Source organism: Streptomyces ziwulingensis (assembly GCF_039542605.1).
In the GTDB taxonomy this organism is placed as follows: Bacteria; Actinomycetota; Actinomycetes; order Streptomycetales; family Streptomycetaceae; genus Streptomyces; species Streptomyces ziwulingensis.
The window spans coordinates 20,120-45,041 of the sequence record NZ_BAABIG010000034.1; the positions used below are offsets into that span (position 1 = coordinate 20,120).

Here is a 24,922-nt window from a genome sequence, read left to right on the forward strand (position 1 = left end):
CTACTTCCCGAAACCGAAGGAGGCCGAGCCTTCGACCTTGGTGCGCAGCCGCCGGCCCTTCTCGGTGGCCTGCTCGTTCAGCTCCTGCTGGAAGTCGCGCATCCGGCCGAGCAGTTCCTCGTCGTGCGCGGCCAGGATGCGGGCGGCGAGCAGTCCGGCGTTGCGGGCGCCGCCGACCGAGACGGTGGCGACGGGCACACCGGCCGGCATCTGCACGATCGACAGCAGCGAGTCCATGCCGTCGAGGTACTTCAGCGGGACGGGCACGCCGATGACCGGCAGCGGGGTGACGGAGGCGAGCATGCCGGGCAGGTGGGCGGCGCCCCCGGCGCCGGCGACGATCGCCTTCAGGCCGCGGCCGGCCGCCTCCTCGCCGTAGGCGATCATCTCGCGGGGCATGCGGTGCGCGGAGACGACGTCGACCTCGTAGGGGATCTCGAACTCGTCGAGGGCCTTGGCGGCGGCCTCCATGACGGGCCAGTCGGAGTCCGACCCCATGACGATGCCCACGACCGGGCGTGCCGGGCTCATTCGGTGATCGTCCCTCTCAGGTAACCGGCGGCGTGCCGGGCGCGCTCCAGCACGTCGTCCAGGTCGTCGCCATAGGTGTTGACATGGCCCACCTTGCGGCCGGGCTTCACGTCCTTGCCGTACATGTGGATCTTGAGCTGTGGGTCGCGGGCCATGCAGTGCAGGTACGCGGAGTACATGTCCGGGTAGTCGCCGCCGAGGACGTTGACCATGACCGTCCACCGCGCGCGCGGGCGCGGGTCGCCGAGGGGGAGGTCGAGGACCGCGCGGACGTGGTTGGCGAACTGCGAGGTGATCGCGCCGTCCATCGACCAGTGTCCGGAGTTGTGCGGGCGCATCGCCAGCTCGTTGACGAGGACACGGCCGTCCCGGGTCTGGAACAGCTCGACGGCGAGGTGGCCGACGACACCGAGTTCCTTGGCGATGCCGAGGGCCATCTCCTCGGCCTTCAGCGCCAGCTCCTCGTCGAGACCGGGGGCGGGGGCGATCACGGTGTCGCAGACGCCGTCGACCTGCTGGGACTCCACGACCGGGTAGGCGACGGCCTGGCCGTGCGGGGAGCGGACGACGTTGGCCGCCAGCTCGCGCACGAAGTCGACCTTCTCCTCGGCGAGCACGGGCACCCCGGCGCGGAAGGGCTCGGCGGCCTCCTCGACGGAGTCCACCACCCACACGCCCTTGCCGTCGTAGCCGCCGCGGACGGTCTTGAGGACCACGGGGAAACCGTCGCCCTCGGCCGCGAAGGCGGCCACGTCCCGCGCGTCGCTCACGATCCGGTGCCGCGGGCACGGCACACCGATCGCCATGAGCTTCGCGCGCATCACCCCCTTGTCCTGGGCGTGCACCAGCGCGTCGGGGCCGGGGCGCACGGGGATGCCGTCCGCCTCCAGGGCCCTGAGGTGCTCGGTGGGCACGTGTTCGTGATCGAAAGTGATCACGTCACAGCCGCGCGCGAACTCGCGCAGGGTGTCCAGATCGCGATGGTCGCCGACGACGACCTCGCTCACGACCTGGGCCGCCGAGTCCTGGGGCGAGTCACTGAGAAGCTTGAACCTGATGCCGAGCGGGATGCCCGCCTCGTGTGTCATACGAGCGAGCTGGCCACCGCCGACCATGCCGACTACCGGGAACGTCACCCCCCTAGCGTATCGGCAGCCGCCGGGCAGGCCGATTCCCGGCCTGTTCCGCCCGCCGGGCCTTGATCGTGCCTTTGGTACCGTCCACAGGAAGATCGCGCGTCCGGGTGGTTAGCATGGCTGGGTTGACGCCCAACCGACGGACGGGGGCCTGCACGACCATGGGACATGGTTCCTCGGCGCCTCGAACGGCGCCTCCCGCTCCCCGCGTGCCCCAGGGCGCGCTGCGGCAGCGGCTCCGGGGGCTCGCCCGCGAGGCCGTGCGGTTCGGGGCGGTGGGCGGGGCCGGTGTCCTGGTCAACCTCCTCGTCTTCAACCTCGTACGGCACACCACCGACCTCCAGGTGGTACGGGCCAGCATCGTCGCGACGGTCGTCTCGATCGTCTTCAACTACGTGGGGTTCCGCTACTTCACCTACCGGGACCGCGACAAGAGCGGCCGGACCAAGGAGATGTCGCTGTTCCTGCTGTTCAGCGCGATCGGCCTGGTCATCGAGAACGGCGTGCTCTACACCGCGACGTACGGCTTCGGCTGGGACACCCCGCTGCAGAGCAACGTCTTCAAGTTCGTCGGCATCGGTGTGGCGACGCTGTTCCGCTTCTGGTCCTACCGGAGCTGGGTCTTCCGGTCACCGCCCGCACGGGACGCGGTCGCCGGGGACCCGGCGGCCCGCGCGGCATCGTTCCTGGAGCACGAGCACGAGCACGAGCACGGCCACGAGCGCCCGACCGTGGGGCGGGCCATGGGCCCGGACGGCCGTCCGGGCGGCGCGACCCGGATCGGCGCGGGCCGCAGGCCGTGAGCCGCGGGGGATCGTACGGGCGCGGGCGGCGGGCGGTCATCTGACCGTACGGTCGGTCTCCGCGTCCGTCTTCTTCGGCGGGTGGGTGCGCGACAGGAAGAGACCGAAGACCGGCGGGTTGGACTGGAGCAGTTCCAGCCGGCCGCCGTCCGCCTCCGCCAGGTCACGGGCGACGGCCAGTCCGATGCCCGTCGAGTTCCGGCCGCTGATGGCACGTTCGAAGATCCTCGCCCCCAGGTCGGCCGGGACGCCCTGGCCCTCGTCGGTGACCTCCACCACGGCCTGGTTGCCGGTGACCCGGGTGCGCAGCGCCACCGTGCCGCCCCCGTGCATGAGCGAGTTCTCGATCAGCGCGGCCAGCACCTGGGCCACCGCCCCCGGGGTGCCCACGGCGGTCAGACGGCGCTTGCCCGAGCTGACGATCGCCCGGCCCTCACCGCGGTAGGCGGGCCGCCACTCGGCGATCTGCTGATCGATGACGTCGTCCAGCTCGAAGGTGACGGCGGAGCCGCTGCGCGGGTCGCGGGAGTTGGTCAGCAGCCGCTCGACGACGTCCGTGAGCCGCTCCACCTGGGCCAGCGCGATCGTCGCCTCCTCCTTCACCGTCTCCGGCTCGTCGGTGACGGTGATCTCCTCCAGGCGCATCGACAGCGCGGTGAGCGGCGTACGGAGCTGGTGGGAGGCGTCGGCGGCCAGGCGCCGCTCGGCGGTGAGCATCCGGGCGATGCGCTCGGCGGAGGAGTCCAGCACGTCCGCGACCCGGTCCAGCTCGGGGACGCCGTACCGCTTGTGGCGCGGGCGCGGGTCGCCGGAGCCGAGGCGTTCGGCGGTCTCGGCGAGGTCGGTGAGCGGAGAGGCCAGGCGGTTGGCCTGGCGGACGGCGAGGAGTACGGCGGCGATCACCGCGAGCAGCGCCACCAGGCCGATGATCAGCAGGGTGCGGCCGACCTCCCGGGTCACCGAGGAGCGCGGCTCCTCGACGACGACCGTCTCGCCCTCCTCGCCGGTGGCCTCGCCCCGGATGACGTCACCGGAGGGTTCGGCGCCGACTTCGAGGGCGGGCTCGCCCTTCACGCGGATCACGGCGTAGCGGTCGCCCTCGACCTGCCGGCGCAGTATCTCCGCGTCGACGGTGCCGGTGCCCAGCAGCCGGCTGTCCACGATGCTGGCCAGCCGGGCGGCCTCCAGGTCCACCCGTTCCTGGGCGGTGCTGCTGATCGTGCGGGCCTCCACGATCACCAGGGAGACGCCGAAGACGGCGATCACGACGAGCACCACGGCGAGCGTGGACTGGATGAGCCGACGACGCATGTTCCCCGAGGCTCAGTTCTTCTCGAAGCGGAAGCCGACGCCGCGCACGGTGGCGATGTAGCGGGGGTTGGCCGCGTCGTCGCCCAGCTTCTTGCGCAGCCAGGAGATGTGCATGTCGAGGGTCTTGGTCGACGACCACCAGGTGGTGTCCCAGACCTCGCGCATGAGCTGGTCGCGGGTGACGACCCGGCCGGCGTCTCGCACCAGGACCCGCAGCAGGTCGAACTCCTTCGCGGTGAGCTGGAGCTCCTCGTCGCCCATCCAGGCGCGGTGCGACTCGACGTCGATGCGCACCCCGTGCGTGGCGGGCGGCTGCTGGGGCTCGGTGGCGCCGCGCCGCAGCAGCGCCCGGACCCGGGCGAGCAGCTCGGCGAGCCGGAAGGGCTTGGTGACGTAGTCGTCGGCGCCCGCGTCGAGACCGACGACGGTGTCCACCTCGTCGGCGCGCGCGGTCAGGATGAGGATCGGCACGGAGAGGCCCTCGGCGCGCAGCCGGCGGGCGACCTCCAGGCCGTCCATACCGGGCAGGCCCAGGTCCAGTACGACGAGGTCGATACTGCCCTGCGTGCCGGCGTCGAGCGCGGTGGGTCCGTCCTCACGCACCTCGACCTCGTACCCTTCGCGGCGCAGTGCGCGGGCCAGCGGCTCCGAAATGGACGCGTCGTCCTCGGCGAGCAGTACACGGGTCATGACCCGATGGTAGTCCGCCCGGAGCAACACCCGAGGTGAGATCGGTACCGGGCCCTCTTACCTCCGGACATGCCGGACACGCGGCCCTCGACCGGCCGACCGACGACGGACGACCGACGACCGACGACCGACGGGGCAGATGACGGACGGCGGAATGTACGATTCCGTTTCCCTCACTCTCTGTGAGACGCATCTCAAGTCCCCCATAACGGGAGGTGTCCTGCCGTATGGTGAATCAACGCCTGTAGCACCATCGGGGACCTTTGGCGGTATATGACGCTGAGGGTCTCTTTTGTGTGCCGGTCGGCCGTGCGCCGACCGAAGGAATGACCTGTGGCCGGGCCTCACAGCGCAGAGCCGCGCGCGGAGAGGCGTGGATCCCGGTGGTCGCCGTCCGCCGTCCCGTGACCCGGGGCGGACTCCCCGTGGCGCGGGGTGGACGGACCCAGCCGCCGGTGCCGGCCTGCCCCCCACCGGGCGCGCATCGCCTTGTGAGCGCGTCCCGACCAGCAAGGATCGACCATGGCGTCCAGCCTGACGAAGGACTCGGTCTCCCCGGGCACCCCCGGATCCGAGAAGACCTTCTTCGGCCACCCGAGGGGTCTGGCCACCCTCTTCATGACCGAGATGTGGGAGCGCTTCTCCTACTACGGCATGCGGGCCCTGCTTCCGCTGTACCTGGTCGCCCCCGGCGGCCTCGGCATGAACGCCGGCACCGCGACCGCGATCTACTCGGTGTACCTGTCGCTGGTGTACCTGCTCACGATGCCGGGCGGCTGGTTCGGTGACCGTGTCTGGGGCCCGCGCAAGACCGTCGCCGTCGCCGGCGGCGTCATCATGCTCGGCCACCTGACACTGGCGCTGCCCTTCTCCGGCACGTTCTTCGCCGGCCTCGGCCTGGTCGCGATCGGCTCGGGTCTGCTGAAGGCCAACATCTCCACGATGGTCGGCCAGCTCTACAAGGGCCCGGACGACCCGCGCCGGGACGGCGGCTTCACCGTCTTCTACATGGGCATCAACCTCGGCGCCTTCATCGCGCCGCTGGTCATCGGCACCATCGGGGAGAACGTCAACTGGCACCTGGGCTTCGCGCTGGCCGCCGTCGGCATGGGCCTCGGCGTGATCCAGTTCCTGCTCGGCAGCCGCCACCTCGACCCGCACTCCAGCGTCGTACCGAAGCCGCTGTCGGCCCAGGAGAAGACCACCACCCTGCGCAAGGCCGCGTTCTGGGCCGCCCTCGCGGTCGTCTTCTACGCGATCGTCGGCTTCTCCGGCGCCTACACGCTGAACTGGATACTGGTCCCGCTCACCCTGCTGGGTCTGATCATCCCGATCCTGGTGCTGACCCGCATCAAGCGCGACAAGGCGCTGGACCGCGCCGAGCAGTCGAAGATGTCCGCGTACATCTGGTTCTTCGTCGCCGCGGCCGTCTTCTGGATGATCTACGACCAGGGCGGTTCGACCCTGTCGATCTTCGCCGAGTCCTCGGCCGAGAACAGCGTCGCCGGCTGGTCGTTCCCGGTCTCCTGGTACCAGTCGGTCAACCCGGTCATCATCATGGCGCTGGCCCCGGTCTTCGCCACCCTGTGGCTGGCGCTCGCCCGGCGCGGCAAGGAGCCGAGCACGATCGTGAAGTTCGCGTTCGGCCTGGTCCTGGTCGGCGCGTCCTTCTTCCTCTTCCTCGCCCCGCTGGGCATCGCGGACGGCGGCCACAAGGCCGCGGCGCTCTGGCTGGTCGCGATCTACTTCGTCCAGACCTGCGGTGAGCTGCTGCTCTCCCCGGTCGGCCTGTCGGTGACGACGAAGATGGCGCCGGTGAAGTACGCCTCGCAGATGATGGGCGTCTGGTTCCTGGCGGTCACCGCCGGTGACGCGACGACGGGCCTGCTCTCGCTCGCCGGTGTCGACCTGAACAAGACGGGCATCGTCGCCGCGGAGGCGACGCTCGCCGTGGTCGCCGGTGTCGCGGTGTGGATGTACCGCAAGCGGGTCAAGGGGCTGATGGGCGACGTCCGTTGAGGGCTGCGCCGCTGGTACGGAGGGTCATCGCGTCCTGAGGGCGGGGTGGCCCTTCGCCGTTGCCGGGCCGGTTCTCACCGTTGCCGGACCGGTTCTCGTCGTCGCCCGATCGGTTCTCGTCGTCGCCGATCGGTTCTCGTCGTCGGTGGCCGCGGGTCCGGATCAGGGGCGGGGCCGGGGCCGGGGTCGGGGTCGGTTTCGGAGACACCGGAATGACGCCTCGCTCGCGGCGAGGCGTCATCGGTGGGTGTTGGAGCCAAGACAAGGCCCCAGGGGCTACGGTCCCAGGGCTACGCGTGGGCGCCCAGTTCCGCCCAGACGGTCTTGCCGGGGACGCCGGGGGACCGTACGACGCCCCAGTCCAAGCAGAGCCGCTGCACGATGAACATGCCGTGTCCGCCGGGCCGCCCGGCCTGGTGCGGAGTGCGCGGCGCCGGCTCACCCGTGCCCCGGTCGGAGACCTCCAGCCGGATCACCTTGCGGTCGCGACTGATCGACAGTTCGTCGGGCCCCTCGGCGTGCAGGCAGGCGTTGGTGACCAGTTCGGAGACGACCAGCAGGACGTCCTCGGCGGCGGCCCGCTGGTCTGCCGAGTCGGCGGGCAGCCAGCCCCACGCGTACAGCGCCTGGCGGGTGAAGTCGCGGGCGAGCGGCACGACCCCGCTCTCGTCCTCGAAGGTCAGTCTGCGCGTTTGGCGACCAGGAGCGGACGGCGCCGCCACGCCCCCGTCGGCTGCCCCGGTCACGGACGCACGTTCCACGGCAGGCTCCCCGGTCACGGGCACGCCCCCTTCGGACGGAGCGGAAGCGCCGCCGGGCTCCGGGCCGCGGTCGCCCGGCGAGTAGGGCCGGGTGGTGCTCATCAGCGCTTCACCTCACCGATTCACCATTTCATGATTCTCGTCGTACACAGTCACAGGTCGTACACAGTCACAGATCGCACACTGCCAGTCGCGCGGTACAGCCGTATCCCGTCCCGGGGTTCCCCGCCCCGGCGGCCGACTCGTTCAGAATGACTCCTGCCCGACCGGACCGACAGAACACCCCTGTATTCGGCAGGAAACCCAGAACGGGCGAAACCACCGGTCACAGGGGCCGCGCGCGACGCGTCGCGGCCGGTTCCCGCGGGCCGCTCAATCCGACTCGTCCGCGAGGGCCGTATCGAGAGATTCATGGATGGTGAAGACGGCGTCCGCACCTGTGATCTCGAATACGCGCGCCACGACGGGCTGCATTGCCACCAGATGTACGCCACCCCCCGCGGCCTCCGCCTTCAACCGCGCGCCGAGCAGGACGTTGAGTCCCGTGGAGTCGCAGAACTCCAGGCGCGAGCAGTCGACGACAAGTCTGTTGAACCCCTTGTCGAGGCAGTCGTCCAATGGCTCGCGCAACAGCTCGGCGGTGTGATGATCCAACTCACCGGCCGGGGTCACGACGGCACTGAGGCCTTCCTGCCGCACCTCCACCAGAAGCCGGCCCGACTGTGCGCTGCCGACCGTCCCGCGGTCCATGCCGTCTCTCTCTCCCGACGTCGTGACTGCTCCCTGACGCCCTCGAACATTACGCCTTCCTGGCGCACTCCGACACCCGAACATCGCACAGAAACGGACATTATACCACATAACGCACTTGCGGTGGGCTCGGTGAAGCCGGTAGGGCTAGAGAAGAGCACGAAATCCACCACGGCCGGCTTCGGAGGCGCCGCACACCGCACGCACGAATTCGGCATCGGCAGCCGCATGCCGAGAACGATGGAGGACACCATGTCACCCCGGCTCGACGGATCGCCTACCCACGAAGCGACGTCGACACCCCTCCCGGAACCACTGGATCCCATCGAGCACCCCGAGGCGGTCGCCGGACCCGGCGACGCGCTCGCCGGGCTTCCGGACATCCCCGCCTTCGCCGAGGTCGCTCCGGCGGACGCCCGGGCCCTGTCCAAGACGCTTTTCCTGCGTCTGGAGTCGCTGGAGGAAGGCACCTACGAGTTCGCCTACGTCCGCAACACGCTGGTCGAGCTGAATCTCGCCCTCGTCAAGTTCGCCGCCTCCCGTTTCCGTTCGCGCAGCGAGCCGATGGAGGACATCATCCAGGTCGGCACGATCGGCCTGATCAAGGCGATCGACCGGTTCGAGCTGTCGCGCGGTGTGGAGTTCCCCACGTTCGCGATGCCGACCATCATCGGCGAGATCAAGCGCTTCTTCCGGGACACCTCGTGGTCCGTGCGGGTACCGCGCCGCCTCCAGGAACTCCGCCTCGACCTGGCCAAGGCCGGTGACGAACTGGCCCAGCAGCTCGACCGCGCGCCGACGGTGGCCGAACTGGCCGGGCGGCTCGGCCTCTCCGACGAAGAGGTCGTCGAGGGCATGGCCGCCTCCAACGCCTACACCGCCGCCTCGCTGGACGCCCAGCCCGAGGAGGACGACGCCGAGGGCACGCTCGCGGACCGCATCGGCTACGAGGACCACGGCCTGGAGGGCATCGAGTACGTCGAGTCGCTGAAGCCGCTGATCGCCGAGCTGCCGCCGCGCGACCGCGAGATCCTCTCCCTGCGCTTCGTCGCGGGCCTGACCCAGTCGGAGATCGGCGAGGAACTGGGCATCTCCCAGATGCACGTCTCGCGGCTCCTGTCGCGGACCCTGGTGAAGCTGCGCAAGGGCCTGACCGTCGAGGAGTGACCTCGCCCCCTGCGGCGCGTCACGCGTCGCTCGTCGCGGTCAGACCACGCGGACGCCCCGCCGCCACACGCCCGCGACCAGCGGCACCCCCGGCCGGTAGGCGAGGTGGACGTGGCTGGGGGCGTCGAGCAGGGTCAGGTCGGCGCGGGCGCCCGGGGTGAGGCGGCCGACGTCGGTGCGGCGCAGGGCCGCCGCGCCGCCCGCCGTGGCCGCCCACACCGCCTCGTCGGGGGTCATCCCCATGTCCCGCACGGCGAGCGCGACGCAGAAGGGGACGGACGAGGTGAACGACGAGCCGGGGTTGCAGTCCGTGGACAGCGCGACGGTGGCACCGGCGTCGAGCAGCCGGCGGGCGTCCGGCCAGGCGGCCCGGGTGGAGAACTCGGCGCCGGGCAGCAGCGTGGCGACCGTACGGCTGTGCGCCAGCGCGTCCACGTCGGCGTCGGTGAGGTGGGTGCAGTGGTCGGCGGCGGCCGCGTCGAGTTCCACGGCGAGCTGGACACCGGGGCCGTAGGAGAGCTGGTTGGCGTGGACGCGGGGGTGGAGGCCCCTGGCGCGGCCCGCCGTGAGGATCGCGCGGGCCTGGTCGCCGTCGAAGGCGCCCCGCTCGCAGAAGACGTCGATCCAGCGGGCGTGCGGGGCGCAGGCGTCGAGCATCTCGCCGGTGACGAGGTCCACGTAGGCGGCCGGGTCGTCGGCGTACTCGGGGGCGACGACGTGGGCGCCGAGGTAGGTGACCTCGTCGGTGTGGCGGGCGGCGAGGGCGAGGGCGCGGGACTCGTCGGCGACCGTCAGGCCGTAGCCGGACTTGGTCTCCATGGTCGTGGTGCCCTGGCGGAGGGCCTCGCTGAGGTAGCGGGTGAGGTGCGCCTCCAGTTCCGCGTCGGTCGCGGCGCGGGTGGCGGCGACGGTGGTGCGGATGCCGCCCGCGGTGTAGGGGCGGCCGGACATGCGGGCGGCGAACTCCTCGGTGCGGTCGCCCGCGAAGAGCAGGTGGGAGTGGGAGTCCACGAAGCCGGGGAGGACGGTGCGGCCGCCGGCGTCGACCCGGTTGTCAGTGGCGGGTGCTTTGCTTGTTCCACCGGTCCACCCGATGCGGTCGCCGTCGATGACGACGGCCGCGTCCCGGACCAGGCCCAGGGGGGTTCCGTTGCCGAGGGAGGGGTCGTTGGTGACCAGCGTGGCGATGTTGGTGATGAGGGTGCTGCTGCTCATGGCGTCCTCGTGGGGCTCGGTCGGGGGCGGTGGCGTCAGGCGCGCAGGGCTTCGACGGCCCGCGCGAGTTCTCCCGGCACGTCCGGCACGAGGGTGTGCGCCCCGTCCCGCACGACGTGCCGTCCGCCCACCACGGTGTGCCGTACGTCCGCTGCCGTCGCCGCGAATACGGCCGTCTCGGCGCCCAGCCTGGGCACCGGCCCCGCTGTCCTGACCGAGTCCAGGGCGAGGGTCGTCAGGTCGGCGCGGGCGCCGGCCTCCAGGACGCCGGCGTCGTCCCAGCCGAGGGCGGCGTGGCCGTCGGCGGAAGCGGCGCGCAGCAGGGCGGCGGCCGTCCAGTGACCGCGGGTGCGGGTGCGCAGCCGCTCGTTCAGCTCCATCGCGCGCGCCTCCTCCAGCAGGTCGATGACGGCGTGGCTGTCGGAGCCGAGGGAGAGGGGTGAGCCCGCCCGCTGGAGGGCGACGGCCGGTCCGATGCCGTCCGCGAGGTCCCGTTCGGTGGTGGGGCACATACAGGTGCCGGTGCCGGTGGCGCCGATCAGCGCGATGTCCTCGTCGGTGAGGTGCGTGGCGTGGACCGCGGTGGTGCGGGGGCCGAGCACGCCGTGGTCGGCCAGCAGCCGGGCCGGGGTGCGGCCGTGCTCCCGGAGGCAGTCGTCGTTCTCGGCCCGCTGCTCGGACAGGTGGACGTGGAGCGGGGCCCGCCGCTCCTCGGCCCAGCGGGCGACGGTCGCCAACTGGTGGGCGGGCACGGCCCGCACGGAGTGGACCGCCGCCCCGATCCGCGCGTGATCCCGTTCCTTGAGAACTGAACAGCGGTGGGCCCAGTCCTCGGCCGTGCGGTCGGAGAAGCGGAGCTGGCGGGCGGTGGGGGGCCGGCCGGAGCCGGCGGAGAGGTAGCAGGTGTCGAGGAGGGTGATGCGCAGGCCGGCCTCGGCGGCCGCCTCGATCAGGGCCTCGCCCATGATGTTGGGGTCGGCGTAGGGGGTGCCGCCGGGGGCGTGGTGCACGTAGTGGAACTCGCCGACCGCCGTGACGCCGGCCAGGGCCATCTCGGCGTACACCGCGCGGGCGAGGGCGTGGTAGGTGTCCGGGGTCAGCCGGTCGGCGACGGAGTACATCATCTCGCGCCAGGTCCAGAAGGTGCCGGAGCCGACCTGGACGAGGCCGCGCAGGGCGCGGTGGAAGGCGTGGCTGTGGGTGTTGGCCAGACCGGGCAGGGTGAGGCCGCGCAGCGGCTCGGCGCCGGGCGGCGGGGCGGGGACACCGGTGCGGACGGCGGTGACACGGCCGTCCGCGACGTCCAGGGCGACGCCGGGTTCGACGTAGGTGCCGAGCCAGGCGTGTTCCAGCCAGTAGGTGTGCCGGGTGGGAGTCACGGGCAGGCCAGTCCTTCCAGTACGTCGGCGAGCGCCCGCACCCCGGCCACGCAGTCGTCCTCGGTCGCGGACTCGGCCGGGGAGTGCGAGACGCCGGTGGGGTTGCGCACGAACAGCATGGCGGTCGGGATCCGCGCGGCGAGGATTCCGGCGTCGTGTCCGGCTCCGGTACCGAGGACGGGGACCTTCAGCCCGGCGGGGTTCACGGCGGTGCGGCTGCTCGCGGGGCGGCGCGCTGCGGTGCTGCTCGCTGCGGTGCGGCTCGTTTCGGTGCCGCTCGTCGCGGTGCTGCTCGTCGCGGTGCTGCTCGTCGCGGTGCGGTCGCCCAGGATGCGGGTGAGTTCGTCGCGCAGGGCGTGGTCGAACTCGACGACGGGGGTGAAGGACTCGCGGGCGACGGTGAGGTCGACGCCGTGGGCTTCGGCGTACTCGCGGGCGGCCTTCTCGATGCCGGTGACCACGGCGTCCAGGCTCTCCTGGTCGGCGGCTCGGGAGTCGAGCCAGCCGCGCACCAGGGAGGGGACGGCGTTGACGCCGTTCGGTTCCACGGCGACCTTGCCGAAGGTGGCGACGGCTCGGGCGAGCCCGGCCTCCCGGCGGGCGGCGAGCACGGTCTCGGCGTAGGGCAGCATCGGATCGCGGCGGTCGGCGAGGCGGGTGGTGCCGGCGTGGTTGGCCTCGCCCCGGAAGTCGTACCGCCAGCGGCCGTGCGGCCAGATGGCGGAGGCGATGCCGACCGGGTCGCCGGACAGGTCCAGGGCGCGGCCCTGCTCCACATGGAGTTCGACGTAGGCGCCGATGCGGTCGAGCCGTTCGGGGTCGGGGCCGAGGGTGTCGGGGTCGTGTCCGGCGGCCGCCATGGCCCGCGGGAGGGTGATGCCGTCGCCGTCGGTCAGCCGGTGGGCCTGCTCCCGGGTGAGGTGTCCGGCGGTGAGCCGGGAGCCGACGCAGGCGAGGCCGAAGCGGGCGCCCTCCTCGTCGCCGAAGTTGACCACGGCGAGCGGCCTGGTGAAGCGGGCTCCCCTGGCGCGCAGTTCGTCCAGCGCGGCGAAGGCGGAGACCACGCCGAGGGGGCCGTCGAAGGCGCCGCCGTCGGGCACCGAGTCCAGATGGGAGCCGGTGACGACGGCGTTCCCGGCGGCCGGGTCGCCCAGCCAGGCCCACTGGTTGGCGTTGCGGTCCTCCTCGTAGGCCAGCCCCCGCGCCTCGGCCTGGTCCCGGAACCAGGCGCGGCAGTCGGTGTCGGCGCCGGTCCAGGCGTAGCGGCGGTAGCCGCCGGAGGCGGGGTTGCGGCCGACCGGCAGCAGCTCCGCCCACATGCGGTGGAAGGTCACGCGTCGTCACCCTCGTCACCCTCGCGCATCGGCACCCGGACGTCCTTGTCGGCCGCCACCGACTCGGCGAGGTCGTATCCGGCGTCCACGTGCCGGATGACGCCCATGCCGGGGTCGTTGGTGAGCACCCGGCGGATCTTCTCGCCGGCCAGCGCGGTGCCGTCGGCGACGGTGACCTGCCCGGCGTGGATCGAGCGGCCCATGCCGACGCCGCCGCCGTGGTGCAGGGAGACCCAGGAGGCGCCGGAGGCCACGTTGACCATGGCGTTGAGCAGCGGCCAGTCGGCGATGGCGTCGGAGCCGTCGAGCATCGCCTCGGTCTCGCGGTACGGGGAGGCGACGGAACCGCAGTCGAGGTGGTCGCGGCCGATGACGACCGGTGCGGCCAGCTCGCCGCTCGCGACCATGTCGTTGAACCGCTCACCGGCCTTGTCGCGCTCGCCGTAGCCGAGCCAGCAGATACGGGCGGGCAGGCCCTGGAAGCGGACGCGTTCGCCGGCCAGCCTGATCCAGCGGGCGAGGGACTCGTTCTCGGGGAAGAGGTCGAGGACCGCCTTGTCGGTCTTGGCGATGTCGGCGGGGTCGCCGGAGAGGGCGGCCCAGCGGAAGGGGCCCTTGCCCTCGCAGAAGAGGGGGCGGATGTAGGCGGGGACGAAGCCGGGGAAGTCGAAGGCACGGTCGTAGCCGGCGAGTCTGGCCTCGCCGCGGATCGAGTTGCCGTAGTCGAAGACCTCGGCGCCGGCGTCCTGGAAGCCGACCATGGCCTCGACGTGCCGGGCCATGGACTCGCGGGCGCGGGTGGTGAAGCCGGCCGGGTCCTCGGCGGCGGCGTCGGCCATGTCCTCGAAGGCGACGCCGGTGGGCAGGTAGGCCAGGGGGTCGTGGGCGGAGGTCTGGTCGGTGACGATGTCGACGGGGGCGCCCATGGCGAGCAGTCGCGGCACCACGTCGGCGGCGTTGCCGAGGACGCCGACGGAGAGCGGGCGGCGGGCGTCGCGGGCCTCGACGGCCAGGTGGAGGGCGTGGTCGAGGGAGTCGGCCCGCACGTCGAGGTAGCGGTGCTCGATGCGGCGGTCGAGGGCGCGGGGGTCGCAGTCGACGCAGATCACGACGCCGTCGTTCATGGTGACGGCGAGCGGCTGGGCGCCGCCCATGCCGCCGAGGCCGGCGGTGAGGGTGAGGGTCCCGGCGAGGGTGCCGCCGAACTTCTTCGCGGCGACGGCGGCGAAGGTCTCGTAGGTGCCCTGGAGGATGCCCTGGGTGCCGATGTAGATCCAGGAACCCGCGGTCATCTGCCCGTACATGGTCAGGCCGAGCGCCTCCAGGCGGCGGAACTCCTCCCAGGTGGCCCAGTCGCCCACCAGGTTCGAGTTGGCGATCAGGACGCGCGGCGCCCACTCGTGGGTCCGCATGACGCCGACCGGGCGGCCGGACTGGACGAGCATCGTCTCGTCCTGCTTCAGCCCCCGGAGCGTGCGCACCATCGCGTCGAAGGAGCGCCAGTCGCGGGCCGCCTTGCCGGTGCCGCCGTAGACGACAAGCTTCTCGGGGTGCTCGGCGACCTCCGGGTCGAGGTTGTTCTGGAGCATCCGCAGGGCCGCCTCCTGCTGCCAGCCCAGGGCGCTCGGGGTGGTACCGCGGGGCGCTCGGACGGTGCGGGGTCCGGACACGGACATGGGGCCTCCTGGCGGTTGACGGTTACTTGCTCCGGTGGACGTGTGAGCTTGTGGTCGAGTGGACTTGCAGCGGATATTCACATCCTCACCTCGTGAATAGAGCTAGTCAATACGGCGCTATGCCGACACGGGCGCCGCGCGGGTGTTTGCTGAGGGCATGGGCGTGGACACCGACGGTGCGGGGGAAGCGATGGACGGCGAACGGGCGGACGAGGGCGACGGGGAGCGGCTCGCGCGGCGCGACCGGGCGGTGCGGGCCGCGGTGGAGCAGGGACTGATCGGTCCCGGTGAGCCCGTGGTCGGGCTGCTGGACGTCGCCGGTGTCCGGGAGTCGGCGGCGGCGCTGCGGGCCGCGTTCGAGGCGGTGGTGGCGCCGGGCACGCCCGTGCTGCACGCGTTCGCGGTGAAGGCGACGCCGCTGGTGGCGGTGGTGCGGCTGCTGTGCGAGGAGGGCCTCGGCGCGGAGGTGGCGAGCCCGGGTGAGCTGGCGCTGGCCCGGGCGGCGGGCGTGCCGGTGGACCGGACCGTCCTGGACTCCCCCGCCAAGACCCCGGCCGAACTGCGCGAGGCGCTGGCGCTGGGCATCGCCGTCAACGCGGACAACCCGCAGGAACTGGCGCGCGTCGACGCGCTGATCCGGCGGGCACCCTCCGCCTCACCCCTGGGCGTCCGGGTGAACCCGCAGGTCGGCGGCGGTTCCATCGAGGCGCTGTCGACGGCGACGGCGACCTCGAAGTTCGGGGTGGCGCTGCGTGACGAGGGGGCCCGGGAGTGGGTGGTGCGGGCGTATCTGGAACGGCCCTGGCTGACCCGGCTGCACGCCCACACCGGGTCGCAGGGCATCCCGTTGCCGCTGATGGCCCAGGGCGTGGCGGAGACGTACGCCCTCGCCGAGGAGATCAACGCGCGGGCCGGGCGCCGGCAGGTCGACACCCTCGACATCGGCGGCGGGCTGCCGGTGAACTTCGCGTCGGAGGCGACGCGGCCCTCGTACGGGGCGTACGCGCGGCTGTTGCGGGAGACCGTGCCGGGGCTGTTCGACGGGCGCTACGGGCTGGTCACCGAGTTCGGGCGGTCGCTGCTGGCCAAGCACGGGACGGTGGTGGCCCGGGTGGAGTACGCCAAGAGCGCGGGCGGCCGGGCGGTCGCGGTGACGCACGCGGGCGTGCAGGTGGCGACGCGGACGGTGTACGTGCCGGGGGCGTGGCCGCTGCGGATCGCGGCGTACGACGCGACGGGGCGTCCGAAGCGGGGGCCGGTGGTCGTGCAGGACGTGGCCGGGCCCGCCTGTTTCGCGGGGGACCTGCTGGCGACGGGGCGGGCGTTGCCGCTGCTGGAGCAGGGGGACTTCGTGGCCGCGCTGGACACGGGGGCGTACTACTTCGCCCACCACTACACGTACAACTCGCTGGCGCGGCCGGGGGTGTACGGGTTCGCCCCGGACCGGGCGGGGGGCGTCTCCTTCGCGGTGGTGCGGCGGGCGCAGTCGCCGGAGGAGATCGTCGCGGAGTCGGGAGGGGCGCACGCGGACGCGCTGACGTCGGCGGCGTTCGGGGGCGGGTAGTGGGTCAGACCAGGGCCGGTGTCTTTCGTCTCGTGCCGCCAGGGGCCGCGTCGCCGGCGGCCAGGCCGGTGGTGCGGTAGGTCTTGACCGTCCTGCCGGTGGGGCGACCGGCGGTGGGGGTGAGCCAGTCGACGCGTACCCACAGCAGGCCGCCCCCGGCGCGTTCGCGGCGGCCGATCCAGGCGGCCTTCAGCCACAGCCCGAGCCCGCAGCCGGCCAGGAGCAGGCCGCCGGCGGCCGGCGCGGCGAAGGCGCTGCCGAGGGCGGCGAGGAAGGCGAGCAGCAGCCACCAGCGGTGCCCGCGACGCCAGTTGCGGGTGGTCACCGCGCGGTCCTGGAGCACGTCGTGCTTGCCCGCGCGGGCCGCCGACCGCGCGAGGGCGGTGTACCGCCCCCGGCGGGTGCAGCCGACGACGCCGGCCGCGACGATGAGCAGCGCGGCTCCGGCGAGGACACCGATACGGCGCCCGGTCACTCCCGGTACCAGTACGCCGATGCCCGCCGCGGCCACGCCCAGCCACCACAGCGGCGCGGCTCCCGCCCGTACGACCACGGCCACCCGGGCCAGTCCCTGTCCTCCGCGCGCCACGCTCGCCTCCGTTGTCCTTGGTGCAGCGTCCGAGGGTGTGTCAGGCGGGCACGCTAGCGCGGCAACGTGAGACGAGAATGAGAAGCGGCATCCGCATCGGCACCGGCGCGGGCATCGGCGCGGGTATCGACGCGGGCACCGGCAGGCCCTACTCCACGAACAGGCCGCGCGCCGCCGCCCTCGTGTCGAACTCCTCCAGGCGCGCCTGGGCGTCCGGCAGGTCGTCGCACATCGACTCCAGCAGCATCCGGCCCAGCAGCATCGGCGCGCAGGCGGTGTCGAAGGCCAGGCCGGTGCCGACGGCGGCCGGCAGCAGCAGGTCGGACGCCTTGGCGACCGGCGCGAAGGCGGAGTCGGCGACCGTGACCACGGTGAGTCCGGTGCGCCGGGCGTGGACGAGGGCGTCGACCACCTCGCGGGGGTGCCGGGGCAGCGCGAAGCAGAGCAGGGCGCTCGCCCCGGCCCGCACGGCGGCGTCGACGCGGTCGAGCAGCACCGAGCCGCCCTCGTTGAGCAGCCGTACGTCCGGGTGGACCTTGGCGGCGAAGTAGGCGAAGCCGTGGGCCTGGGCCGCCGCCGCCCGCAGCCCGAGGACCGGCAGGGGCCGGCTCGCGGCGAGCACGCGCCCCGCCTCCCGCACCGGTTCCGGGTCGGCCAGCACCTGGGCGAGGTGGCGCAGGTTCTCGATCTCGGCCTGCACCGCCTGCTGGTACTCGTTGGGCGCGCGGCCGGTGTCGACGACCGGCCCGGCGGGTGCCACCTCGCGCAGGTGGCGGCGGAGCGCCGGATAGCCGTCGAAGCCGAGGGCGACGGCGAACCGGGTCACGGAGGGCTGGCTGACCCCGGCCAGCTCGGCCAGTTCCACGCTGGAGAGGAACGGCACCTCGGCGGCGCGCCGCACCATGCTGTGGGCGATGCGCCGCTGGGTCGGGGTGAGCCGGTGCCCCTCGAAGAGCGCCTGCAGACGCGCGGCAGGGCTGTCGGTCCCGCTCATGAGGTACTCCCCCTCGACCTCTCGGCCCTCGACAGGCCGCCACCGGCACCGGCCCATTCATGTTCCCCGGATTCTGCATACCGTTATACAGCGCCGGGCCCGCCCCCGTCCGGAAACGGGGGCTGACCCCAGTGCCCGCGAGGGCCCGGCTCCCTACCCTGAACCCCATGACGGCAATGGACGCACGGGACGCCGAACTGAAGAAGGAACTCGACGCCACGCTGCACGCCCGCAGGGAACTGGGGGAGGAGTACGACTCCGCGCTGGTCGAGTCGTTCCTGGAGAAGGTCGAGCAGCGCATCGACGGCTCGGTGGAGCGCCGGGTGCGGCGGCAGATGGCGGAGCATCAGATGACGGCGGCCCGGGACTCCCGGTCGCCGAGGGCCACCGACTCCTGGGGCGAGCGGTTCGGCTTCGGCATCGTCTCGCTGGTGCTCGCGGTGCCGCTGTCCGCGATCGGCGGCGGTGTCGCCGAGCTGCCGGGGCTGCTCACCGCGTGGGCCGGGATCGTGGGCGTCAACGTGGCCCAGGCCGCCCGCACCCACCCCGGCCTCTTCCGCGGTCGCGGGCGCGAACGCCGCGGGGCGGAGCGCGACGGCGACTGGTAGGGGCCGGCGGGGCGGTCGGCAGGGGCCGACCGGGGCGGCCGGCAGGGCGAAGAAAGTCGTGCGCGGGGACCGTCGCACCCCCGTTGCCGGGGGGCGGGACGACGACGGTCCCCGCGAGGGACGCGGCGGCCGGGTCAGGCCCGGTCCCGCGTCCGTGGCGTCCATGGAGGTCCGGGAGCCGCTCCGGAAAGTCCTTGGCGCCGTACGGTGTCGACCGGGGCTGGAGAGCCGCTCCCACCCCCGCCGACACCCACTACTGTGCCGGACCCGTGTTAAGCGTGTGCTGCGTCGACGTGACGCGCTCGTACCAGTTCGCACTGCCGCGGGAACCCGTGGTCCACCGCGAGTTCGCCCCGGTCGGACGCCGTTCACCGGGCGTTCGCCGCTGCTTCCCCGCGCGGGCGGAGAAGCCGCGCGTGCGGCCCGGCTTCAGTGCTTCACCTCCCCGCGCGGGGCTTCACCTCCCCGCGCGGGACTTCACTTCCCGGCGCGGGGCTTCACTTCCCGGCGCGGGCGAGGAAGGAGAGCAGGTCCTGCCGGCTCACCACACCGGTGGGCTTGCCCTCGACCAGCACGATCGCCGCGTCCGCCGAGCCGAGCACGGCCATCAGGTCCTCGACCGGCTCACCGGAGCCGACCTGCGGCAGCGGCGCCGACAGGTGCTTCTCCAGCGGGTCCTCCAGCGCGGCCCGCTTGGTGAACAGGGCGGCCAGCAGCTCCCGTTCCACCACCGAGCCGACGACCTCGGCGGCCATCACGTCGGGGTGTCCGGCGCCGGGCTTGACGATCGGCATCTGCGAGACGCCGTACTCGCGCAGCACCTCGATGGCCTGGCCCACCGTCTCGTCCGGGTGCATGTGGACGAGGGAGGGGATGTGGCCGCCCTCCTTGTGGTCCAGGACGTCGCTGACCCGGGCGCTGGGGCCGGCGTCCTCCAGGAAGCCGTAGTCGGCCATCCACTCGTCGTTGAAGATCTTGCTGAGGTAGCCGCGGCCGCTGTCCGGCAGCAGGACGACGACCACGTCGTCCTCGCCGAGCCGCTCGGCGACCCGGAGTGCCGCGACGACCGCCATCCCGCAGGAGCCGCCCACCAGCAGGCCCTCCTCCTTGGCGAGGCGGCGGGTCATCTGGAAGGAGTCCTTGTCGGAGACGGCGACGATCTCGTCGGCGACCTCACGGTCGTAGGCGGAGGGCCAGAAGTCCTCACCGACGCCCTCGACGAGGTACGGACGTCCGGAGCCGCCGGAGTAGACCGATCCCTCGGGGTCGGCGCCGATCACCTTGACCCGGCCGTCGCTGGCGTCCTTCAGATAGCGGCCGGTGCCGGAGATGGTGCCGCCGGTGCCGACGCCGGTCACGAAGTGGGTGATCCGCCCCTCCGTCTGCTCCCACAGCTCGGGGCCGGTCGAGTGGTAGTGGGAGAGCGGGTTGTGCGGGTTGGAGTACTGGTCGGGCTTCCAGGCGCCGGGCGTCTCACGGACCAGCCGGTCGGAGACGTTGTAGTAGGAGTCCGGGTGCTCGGGGTCCACCGCGGTCGGGCACACGACCACCTCGGCGCCGTACGCGCGCAGTACGTTGATCTTGTCGGTGGAGACCTTGTCCGGGCAGACGAAAACGCACTTGTAGCCCTTCTGCTGGGCCACGATCGCGAGCCCCACGCCCGTGTTGCCGCTGGTCGGCTCCACGATCGTGCCGCCCGGCCGCAGCTCGCCGCTCCGCTCCGCGGCCTCGATCATGCGCAGGGCGATGCGGTCCTTCACCGAACCGCCCGGGTTGAAGTACTCCACCTTGGCCAGGACGGTGGCCCTGATGCCCTTGGTCACGCTGTTGAGCCGCACCAGCGGGGTGTTGCCGACGAGGCTGATCATCGAGTCGTGAAATTGCACCGTTGTCTCCGGATGCTGCAAAAGGGGTGGTCGGGATGGTTCCGCCGGCCAGCCTATGGCCTGCCGTTCACCGGCCGCCTCCGACGGCCGTTCACGCACCGTTGAGATTGGACGACGGTCCGTACGGGGCAAGCACTGGGTGTACGGCTCGCAAGGAGGTGGCGGCGACACATGACGAGCATGTCGAGGGCGAGGGTGGCCAGGCGGATCGCGGCCGGCGCGGCATACGGCGGCGGCGGCATCGGACTGGCCGGTGCGGCGACGGTGGGGCTGCTGATGGCGGAGGTGCAGCTCGCCAGACGCCGGCTGGGCATCGGCACGCCCCACCGGGTGCCGAACGCGGCGGGGGTGTACGGCTCCACACCGCACACGGCGGGTGAGCCGCCCCTGCGGCTGGTGATGCTGGGCGATTCCACGGCGGCGGGGCAGGGGGTGCAGCGGGCCGGGCAGACGCCGGGGGCGCTGCTGGCCAGTGGGCTGGCGGCGGTCGCCGAGCGTCCGGTGGAGCTGCGTTCGGTCGCGCTGCCGGGGGCCCGGTCGGACGACCTGGACCGGCAGGTGACGGTGACCCTGGCGGACCCGGCGCGGGTGCCGGACGTCTGCGTGATCATGATCGGTGCGAACGACGTGACCCACCGGATGCCGGCCACCCGCTCGGTGCGCCACCTGGCGGCGGCGGTACGGCGGCTGCGCACGGCCGGTGCGGAGGTGGTCGTGGGCACCTGCCCGGACCTGGGTTCGATCGAGCCGGTACGGCAGCCGCTGCGCTGGCTGGCCCGGCGCACCTCGCGGCAACTGGCGGCGGCGCAGACGATCGGCGCGGTGGAGCAGGGCGGGCGCACGGTGTCGCTGGGCGATCTGCTGGGACCGGAGTTCGCGCAGAACCCGCGGGCGATGTTCGGCCCCGACAACTACCACCCCTCGGCGGACGGCTACGCCACCGCGGCGATGGCGGTGCTGCCGACGGTGTGCGCGGCGCTGGGCCTGTGGCCCGCGGCCGAGGAGCGTCCCGACGCCGCCCGCCGCGAGGGTTTCCTGCCGGTGGCACGGGCGGCGGCCGAGGCCGTCGCCGAGGCGGGGACGGAGGTCGCGGCGGCGGCGCCGACGGCTCCCCGGGGTCCGTGGGCCCTGCTCAAGCGGCGCCGGCGGCGGCGGGTGGCGGAGGCGGAGCCGGAGCACTCGGCGCAGCCGACGTAGGGGCCGGCGGACGGGGGGCGGGGGGACGGGGGCCGGGGGGACCCGGCGGATGCCGCCCCCTACCGCAGAAAGCAAGCGCTTAGTAAATTGCGTCCAGGGTCACACCGCCGCACCCGTGACCTCTCTCCTACGTGCGGGTAACTTCCCCAGGGAGTCCAGCCGATCCGTACGTACGTCGACGTCAATGGAGCCGTGATGCCCGAAGCCGTGATCGTCTCAGCCGCCCGCTCCCCCATCGGCCGCGCGGGCAAGGGCTCCCTCAAGGAGCTGCGCCCGGACGACCTGGCCGCGACCATCGTCCAGGCCGCCCTCGCCAAGGTCCCGGAGCTGGACCCGAGGGACATCGACGACCTGATGCTCGGCTGCGGCCTGCCCGGCGGCGAGCAGGGCCACAACCTCGGGCGGATCGTCGCCGTACAGATGGGGATGGACCACCTGCCGGGCTGCACCGTCACCCGGTACTGCTCCTCCTCCCTCCAGACCAGCCGGATGGCGCTGCACGCCATCAAGGCCGGCGAGGGCGACGTCTTCATCTCGGCCGGTGTCGAGACGGTCTCCCGCTTCGCCAACGGCTCCTCCGACATGCCGGGCGCCCGCAACCCGCTCTTCGCCGAGGCCGAGGCGCGCACCGCCGCCGTCGCCGCGTCCGAGGGCTCCACCTGGCACGACCCCCGCGAGGACGGCGTGCTGCCCGACCCGTACATCGCGATGGGCCAGACCGCCGAGAACCTCGCGCGCGCCAAGGGCATCACCCGCCAGGACATGGACGAGTTCGGCGTCCGCTCGCAGAACCTCGCCGAGGAAGCCATCAAGAACGGCTTCTGGGAGCGGGAGATCACGCCGGTCACGCTGCCCGACGGCACCGTGGTGAGCAAGGACGACGGCCCCCGGGCCGGCGTCACCCTGGACGGCGTGGCGGGCCTGAAGCCGGTCTTCCGCCCCGACGGCATGGTCACCGCCGCCAACTGCTGCCCGCTCAACGACGGCGCCGCCGCCCTCGTGATCATGAGCGACACCAAGGCCCGCGAGCTGGGCCTGACGCCGCTGGCCCGGATCGTCTCCACCGGCGTCTCCGGCCTCTCCCCCGAGATCATGGGCCTCGGCCCGGTCGAGGCGAGCAAGCAGGCGCTGGCCCGCGCCGGGCTGTCCATCGGCGACATCGACCTGGCCGAGATCAACGAGGCGTTCGCCGCGCAGGTGATCCCCTCCTACCGCGAGCTGGGCATCCCGCTGGAGAAGCTGAACGTCAACGGCGGCGCCATCGCGGTCGGCCACCCCTTCGGCATGACCGGCGCCCGCATCACCGCCACGCTCATCAACTCCCTCCAGTGGCACGACAAGCAGTTCGGCCTGGAGACGATGTGCGTCGGCGGCGGCCAGGGCATGGCCATGGTCATCGAGCGCCTGAGCTGACGACGGCGACGGCCCGGACCCGGCACCCGGACCCGGACCCGGGCCCGGGGGACGTTGGGTAGCGCCTCCGGGACCGAGCGTGACCCATAGCCCAGGACCCCGGACGCTCGGGGTTCTGGGCCGTTTTGTGACCCAATCTCGCCCAGGATGTGACCTATCTCCCCCGCCAGGGCGATTTACGCAGGTCAATGCGGCCGCACCCACTCCACGCAAGCCGAAAATCCTGTCCGTTTCGTGACGTTACGCACTGACAGCGGGATAGTCCGCCCTTCAAGCTGATGTAGGAAGTCGGGGGTCGACTTTGAACCGGGAGTACGTCAGTGAGCGCCACATCGATCGCCCTGCTGCTCACCACGGCAGCCACCGGCGCCGTGGGCGTCGCGGTCCTGCGCAGCGTGCTGGTGCTGCGCCGCCAGGTCGCGGCACTCCACACGGAGCTGGCCGAGAGCCGCGCCGCCGGCCCGCGCGGGCGGGTGCCCGCCGCCCGGGTCGCGGCCGACACCGATGAGATACGGGCCGCGGTCGCCGAGGCGCTGGCGGAGGAGAGAGAGCGCGAGCTGGCCGAGGCGCGGGCGTTCTGGGCCGCCCAGGAGACCCGGGACGTCTCCGACGCCCCGCTGCTGCTCGGGCTGTCGGACAGCGAGCCGTTCCTGCCCCGCGCCGCCGACCTGATGGGTCTGGAGCCGGTGACCGAGCCGGACGTGGAGGCCGACGAGCCGGCCGCGGACTCCGCGGAGCTGGCCGCGGCCCGCCGCCGCCACCCCTCGCACCCGGACTTCGTGCCGCACCCCTCTCCGGTGGTGGGTGACCACGAGCGCACGGTCGCGGCCCTGGAGGAGCTGGCCGACGGCCGGATCGAACTGGCGGACGTCCGCCCGGGCCCGCTGGGCACGCTCGACGTCTACGTCTTCGCCGACGGGACCACGCTCTGCATGACGCCGGGCCACCGCGAGACCGCGGAGCGCCTGGCCGCCGCGCTGCACGCGGGCGACACCCCGGTACTGCTGGGCGGCTCCGGTGTCTCCGGCGCCTACGCCCTGACCTTCGCCTGCGGCGCGGAGAGCGTGTACGTCCTGGCGGACCGGGTCATCGCGTCGCTGTAGCCGTAAGCCGGAGCCGTGAGCCGCAGCCGTGAGCCGTGACCGCACCCGTGACTGTGACTGCACCCGTGACTGTGGCTGTGGCTCACACCCCGGCGCGTTTCTGTGCCTCCTGGACGAGCCGCGCCGCCTCGGCCACCTCGTTCTCGTCCCGTAGGACGAGCCCGAGGTCGTGCCCGGCGACGGTGATCTGGTCGGCGGCGGCGAACATCCCCGCGTCGGGCATCAGCCGGGGCTCGGCCCCGGGGGCCTCGGCGAGCTGAGCGCGCCGGGAGAGTTCCCTGGCCAGTTCCAGTGCCTCGGCGGCGGCCCCCCGCTGCAGCCGGCTCTGCGGGGCGGCCCGCAGCCGGTCGGCGAAGTGCTCCACGGCACGGTTCAGAGGCGTCGTATCAACCACGGGCGTGAGCGTACGCGGCCTTCCGGGACCATTGCCAACAGGCGAACGCTCAGGCACGGTGACCTGAAGGACCGGCTTACATCCCCTGCGTCCGGAGGCGCCGATGTCCCATGTCCTCTCCGAGGAGACCCACCGCAATCTGCTCGCCCGCATCCCCCACTGCACCGGTCGTGAGATCTCCGACTGGCTGCGCACCGTCGAGGACGGCCCCGCTCTCTTCCGCTTCGAGGAGAAGGTGAGCTGGCTGAGGCACGAACACCACCTCGACTACGGCCACGCCAAGGCGATCGTGCACGAGTACGACCTGCGCAGGGCCGCGCGCAAACTGCGCTGAGCGCGCCCCGCAGGGCCCGACCGCACGGGAACGCGAAGGGCCCCGGGCGACGTACGCCCGGGGCCCTT

The 24,922-nt window shown here is 72.7% G+C and carries 23 protein-coding genes; 9 read left to right on the forward strand and 14 right to left on the reverse strand.

Translation table 11 applies throughout. The features are described from left to right. Positions 1-531 carry a 5-(carboxyamino)imidazole ribonucleotide mutase gene (gene purE / locus ABEB00_RS18675; protein WP_345620943.1) on the reverse strand — a complete coding sequence of 177 codons (531 nt, stop codon included), beginning with the start codon at positions 529-531 and terminating at the stop codon, positions 1-3. Next, positions 528-1,667 carry a 5-(carboxyamino)imidazole ribonucleotide synthase gene (locus ABEB00_RS18680; protein ID WP_345620944.1) on the reverse strand — a complete coding sequence of 380 codons (1,140 nt, stop codon included), beginning with the start codon at positions 1,665-1,667 and terminating at the stop codon, positions 528-530. Before ABEB00_RS18680 ends, purE begins: the two co-directional genes overlap by 4 nt. Positions 1,668-1,828: 161 nt before the next feature. Between ABEB00_RS18680 and ABEB00_RS18685 the strand changes: the two genes are divergently transcribed. Beyond that, positions 1,829-2,470, forward strand: coding sequence for a GtrA family protein (locus ABEB00_RS18685; RefSeq protein ID WP_345621079.1), 642 nt, complete (start codon positions 1,829-1,831; stop codon positions 2,468-2,470). 36 nt (positions 2,471-2,506) lie between these two features. On the opposite strand, the gene ABEB00_RS18690 is transcribed toward ABEB00_RS18685, so the two are convergent. Further along, positions 2,507-3,781, reverse strand: coding sequence for an ATP-binding protein (locus tag ABEB00_RS18690; RefSeq protein WP_345620946.1), 1,275 nt, complete (start codon positions 3,779-3,781; stop codon positions 2,507-2,509). A gap of 12 nt (positions 3,782-3,793) precedes the next feature. Then, positions 3,794-4,471, reverse strand: coding sequence for a response regulator transcription factor (locus ABEB00_RS18695; RefSeq protein ID WP_345620947.1), 678 nt, complete (start codon positions 4,469-4,471; stop codon positions 3,794-3,796). Between the two features lie 522 nt (positions 4,472-4,993). Between ABEB00_RS18695 and ABEB00_RS18700 the strand changes: the two genes are divergently transcribed. Continuing rightward, a complete protein-coding gene (locus ABEB00_RS18700; protein ID WP_345620948.1) occupies positions 4,994-6,490 on the forward strand; it encodes an MFS transporter in 1,497 nt (498 codons plus the stop codon). 290 nt (positions 6,491-6,780) lie between these two features. Here ABEB00_RS18700 and ABEB00_RS18705 read toward each other — a convergent pair whose 3' ends face one another. Both ABEB00_RS18705 and ABEB00_RS18710 read right to left on the reverse strand, forming a co-directional pair. Then, positions 6,781-7,353 carry an ATP-binding protein gene (locus ABEB00_RS18705; RefSeq protein ID WP_345620949.1) on the reverse strand — a complete coding sequence of 191 codons (573 nt, stop codon included), beginning with the start codon at positions 7,351-7,353 and terminating at the stop codon, positions 6,781-6,783. Positions 7,354-7,623: 270 nt separating this feature from the next. Further along, on the reverse strand, positions 7,624-8,001 hold the full coding sequence (locus tag ABEB00_RS18710; RefSeq protein ID WP_345620950.1) for an STAS domain-containing protein: 378 nt from the start codon (positions 7,999-8,001) through the stop codon (positions 7,624-7,626). Positions 8,002-8,253: 252 nt separating this feature from the next. On the opposite strand from ABEB00_RS18710, the gene ABEB00_RS18715 reads away from it, so the two are divergent. Continuing rightward, positions 8,254-9,168, forward strand: a complete 915-nt coding sequence (locus ABEB00_RS18715; protein ID WP_345621080.1) for an RNA polymerase sigma factor SigF — start codon at positions 8,254-8,256, stop codon at positions 9,166-9,168. A 39-nt stretch (positions 9,169-9,207) separates the two neighbouring features. Here the strand turns inward: ABEB00_RS18715 and hutI are convergent, their stop codons facing one another. From hutI to hutU, 4 genes are read right to left on the reverse strand one after another with little or no spacing between them, the layout of a single operon-like run. After that, the gene (hutI, locus tag ABEB00_RS18720) at positions 9,208-10,383 is read right to left on the reverse strand and encodes an imidazolonepropionase (RefSeq protein WP_345620951.1); all 1,176 of its coding nucleotides are present in this window, start codon (positions 10,381-10,383) and stop codon (positions 9,208-9,210) included. A gap of 35 nt (positions 10,384-10,418) precedes the next feature. After that, positions 10,419-11,768, reverse strand: coding sequence for a formimidoylglutamate deiminase (locus tag ABEB00_RS18725; protein ID WP_425586525.1), 1,350 nt, complete (start codon positions 11,766-11,768; stop codon positions 10,419-10,421). Beyond that, complete coding sequence (locus ABEB00_RS18730; RefSeq protein WP_345620955.1) at positions 11,759-13,096, reverse strand: allantoate amidohydrolase; 1,338 nt, start codon at positions 13,094-13,096, stop codon at positions 11,759-11,761. The genes ABEB00_RS18725 and ABEB00_RS18730 overlap by 10 nt, the downstream gene beginning before the upstream one ends. After that, complete coding sequence (hutU, locus tag ABEB00_RS18735) at positions 13,093-14,766, reverse strand: urocanate hydratase (RefSeq protein ID WP_345621081.1); 1,674 nt, start codon at positions 14,764-14,766, stop codon at positions 13,093-13,095. Before hutU ends, ABEB00_RS18730 begins: the two co-directional genes overlap by 4 nt. Positions 14,767-14,962: 196 nt before the next feature. Here hutU and ABEB00_RS18740 point away from each other — a divergent pair, with 196 nt between their 5' ends. Then, positions 14,963-16,336, forward strand: a complete 1,374-nt coding sequence (locus ABEB00_RS18740; RefSeq protein WP_345621082.1) for a type III PLP-dependent enzyme domain-containing protein — start codon at positions 14,963-14,965, stop codon at positions 16,334-16,336. 4 nt (positions 16,337-16,340) lie between these two features. On the opposite strand, the gene ABEB00_RS18745 is transcribed toward ABEB00_RS18740, so the two are convergent. After that, positions 16,341-16,925 carry a hypothetical protein gene (locus ABEB00_RS18745; protein WP_345620957.1) on the reverse strand — a complete coding sequence of 195 codons (585 nt, stop codon included), beginning with the start codon at positions 16,923-16,925 and terminating at the stop codon, positions 16,341-16,343. A gap of 148 nt (positions 16,926-17,073) precedes the next feature. Further along, positions 17,074-17,919 (reverse strand): MurR/RpiR family transcriptional regulator, encoded by an 846-nt coding sequence (locus ABEB00_RS18750; protein ID WP_345620958.1) that lies wholly within the window; start codon positions 17,917-17,919, stop codon positions 17,074-17,076. Positions 17,920-18,095: 176 nt separating this feature from the next. On the opposite strand from ABEB00_RS18750, the gene ABEB00_RS18755 reads away from it, so the two are divergent. Continuing rightward, positions 18,096-18,527, forward strand: a complete 432-nt coding sequence (locus ABEB00_RS18755) for a hypothetical protein (protein WP_345621083.1) — start codon at positions 18,096-18,098, stop codon at positions 18,525-18,527. Between the two features lie 497 nt (positions 18,528-19,024). On the opposite strand, the gene ABEB00_RS18760 is transcribed toward ABEB00_RS18755, so the two are convergent. After that, entirely contained in the window at positions 19,025-20,413 is a 1,389-nt protein-coding gene (locus tag ABEB00_RS18760) for a cystathionine beta-synthase (RefSeq protein WP_345620959.1), read from the reverse strand. Between the two features lie 171 nt (positions 20,414-20,584). Here ABEB00_RS18760 and ABEB00_RS18765 point away from each other — a divergent pair, with 171 nt between their 5' ends. From ABEB00_RS18765 to ABEB00_RS18775, 3 genes are all read left to right on the forward strand, one after another. Then, entirely contained in the window at positions 20,585-21,610 is a 1,026-nt protein-coding gene (locus ABEB00_RS18765) for an SGNH/GDSL hydrolase family protein (RefSeq protein ID WP_345620960.1), read from the forward strand. A gap of 195 nt (positions 21,611-21,805) precedes the next feature. Then, a complete protein-coding gene (locus tag ABEB00_RS18770) occupies positions 21,806-23,023 on the forward strand; it encodes an acetyl-CoA C-acetyltransferase (protein ID WP_345620962.1) in 1,218 nt (405 codons plus the stop codon). Positions 23,024-23,343: 320 nt separating this feature from the next. Beyond that, the gene (locus ABEB00_RS18775) at positions 23,344-24,126 is read left to right on the forward strand and encodes a hypothetical protein (RefSeq protein WP_345620963.1); all 783 of its coding nucleotides are present in this window, start codon (positions 23,344-23,346) and stop codon (positions 24,124-24,126) included. Between the two features lie 82 nt (positions 24,127-24,208). Here ABEB00_RS18775 and ABEB00_RS18780 read toward each other — a convergent pair whose 3' ends face one another. Continuing rightward, entirely contained in the window at positions 24,209-24,520 is a 312-nt protein-coding gene (locus tag ABEB00_RS18780) for a hypothetical protein (RefSeq protein WP_345620964.1), read from the reverse strand. A 103-nt stretch (positions 24,521-24,623) separates the two neighbouring features. On the opposite strand from ABEB00_RS18780, the gene ABEB00_RS18785 reads away from it, so the two are divergent. After that, the gene (locus ABEB00_RS18785) at positions 24,624-24,854 is read left to right on the forward strand and encodes a DUF4287 domain-containing protein (protein ID WP_345620966.1); all 231 of its coding nucleotides are present in this window, start codon (positions 24,624-24,626) and stop codon (positions 24,852-24,854) included. Positions 24,855-24,922 lie beyond the last annotated feature (68 nt).

What these genes read in the sequence shown, in the direction of transcription:
- purE (WP_345620943.1), bottom strand. Translation starts at nt 531, where the DNA reads ATGAGCCCGGCACGCCCGGTCGTGGGCATCGTCATGGGGTCGGACTCC.
- ABEB00_RS18685 (WP_345621079.1), top strand. Translation starts at nt 1,829, where the DNA reads ATGGGACATGGTTCCTCGGCGCCTCGAACGGCGCCTCCCGCTCCCCGC.
- ABEB00_RS18690 (WP_345620946.1), bottom strand. Translation starts at nt 3,781, where the DNA reads ATGCGTCGTCGGCTCATCCAGTCCACGCTCGCCGTGGTGCTCGTCGTG.
- ABEB00_RS18695 (WP_345620947.1), bottom strand. Translation starts at nt 4,471, where the DNA reads ATGACCCGTGTACTGCTCGCCGAGGACGACGCGTCCATTTCGGAGCCG.
- ABEB00_RS18700 (WP_345620948.1), top strand. Translation starts at nt 4,994, where the DNA reads ATGGCGTCCAGCCTGACGAAGGACTCGGTCTCCCCGGGCACCCCCGGA.
- ABEB00_RS18705 (WP_345620949.1), bottom strand. Translation starts at nt 7,353, where the DNA reads ATGAGCACCACCCGGCCCTACTCGCCGGGCGACCGCGGCCCGGAGCCC.
- ABEB00_RS18710 (WP_345620950.1), bottom strand. Translation starts at nt 8,001, where the DNA reads ATGGACCGCGGGACGGTCGGCAGCGCACAGTCGGGCCGGCTTCTGGTG.
- ABEB00_RS18715 (WP_345621080.1), top strand. Translation starts at nt 8,254, where the DNA reads ATGTCACCCCGGCTCGACGGATCGCCTACCCACGAAGCGACGTCGACA.
- hutI (WP_345620951.1), bottom strand. Translation starts at nt 10,383, where the DNA reads ATGAGCAGCAGCACCCTCATCACCAACATCGCCACGCTGGTCACCAAC.
- ABEB00_RS18740 (WP_345621082.1), top strand. Translation starts at nt 14,963, where the DNA reads ATGGACGGCGAACGGGCGGACGAGGGCGACGGGGAGCGGCTCGCGCGG.
- ABEB00_RS18750 (WP_345620958.1), bottom strand. Translation starts at nt 17,919, where the DNA reads ATGAGCGGGACCGACAGCCCTGCCGCGCGTCTGCAGGCGCTCTTCGAG.
- ABEB00_RS18755 (WP_345621083.1), top strand. Translation starts at nt 18,096, where the DNA reads ATGGACGCACGGGACGCCGAACTGAAGAAGGAACTCGACGCCACGCTG.
- ABEB00_RS18765 (WP_345620960.1), top strand. Translation starts at nt 20,585, where the DNA reads ATGACGAGCATGTCGAGGGCGAGGGTGGCCAGGCGGATCGCGGCCGGC.
- ABEB00_RS18770 (WP_345620962.1), top strand. Translation starts at nt 21,806, where the DNA reads ATGCCCGAAGCCGTGATCGTCTCAGCCGCCCGCTCCCCCATCGGCCGC.
- ABEB00_RS18785 (WP_345620966.1), top strand. Translation starts at nt 24,624, where the DNA reads ATGTCCCATGTCCTCTCCGAGGAGACCCACCGCAATCTGCTCGCCCGC.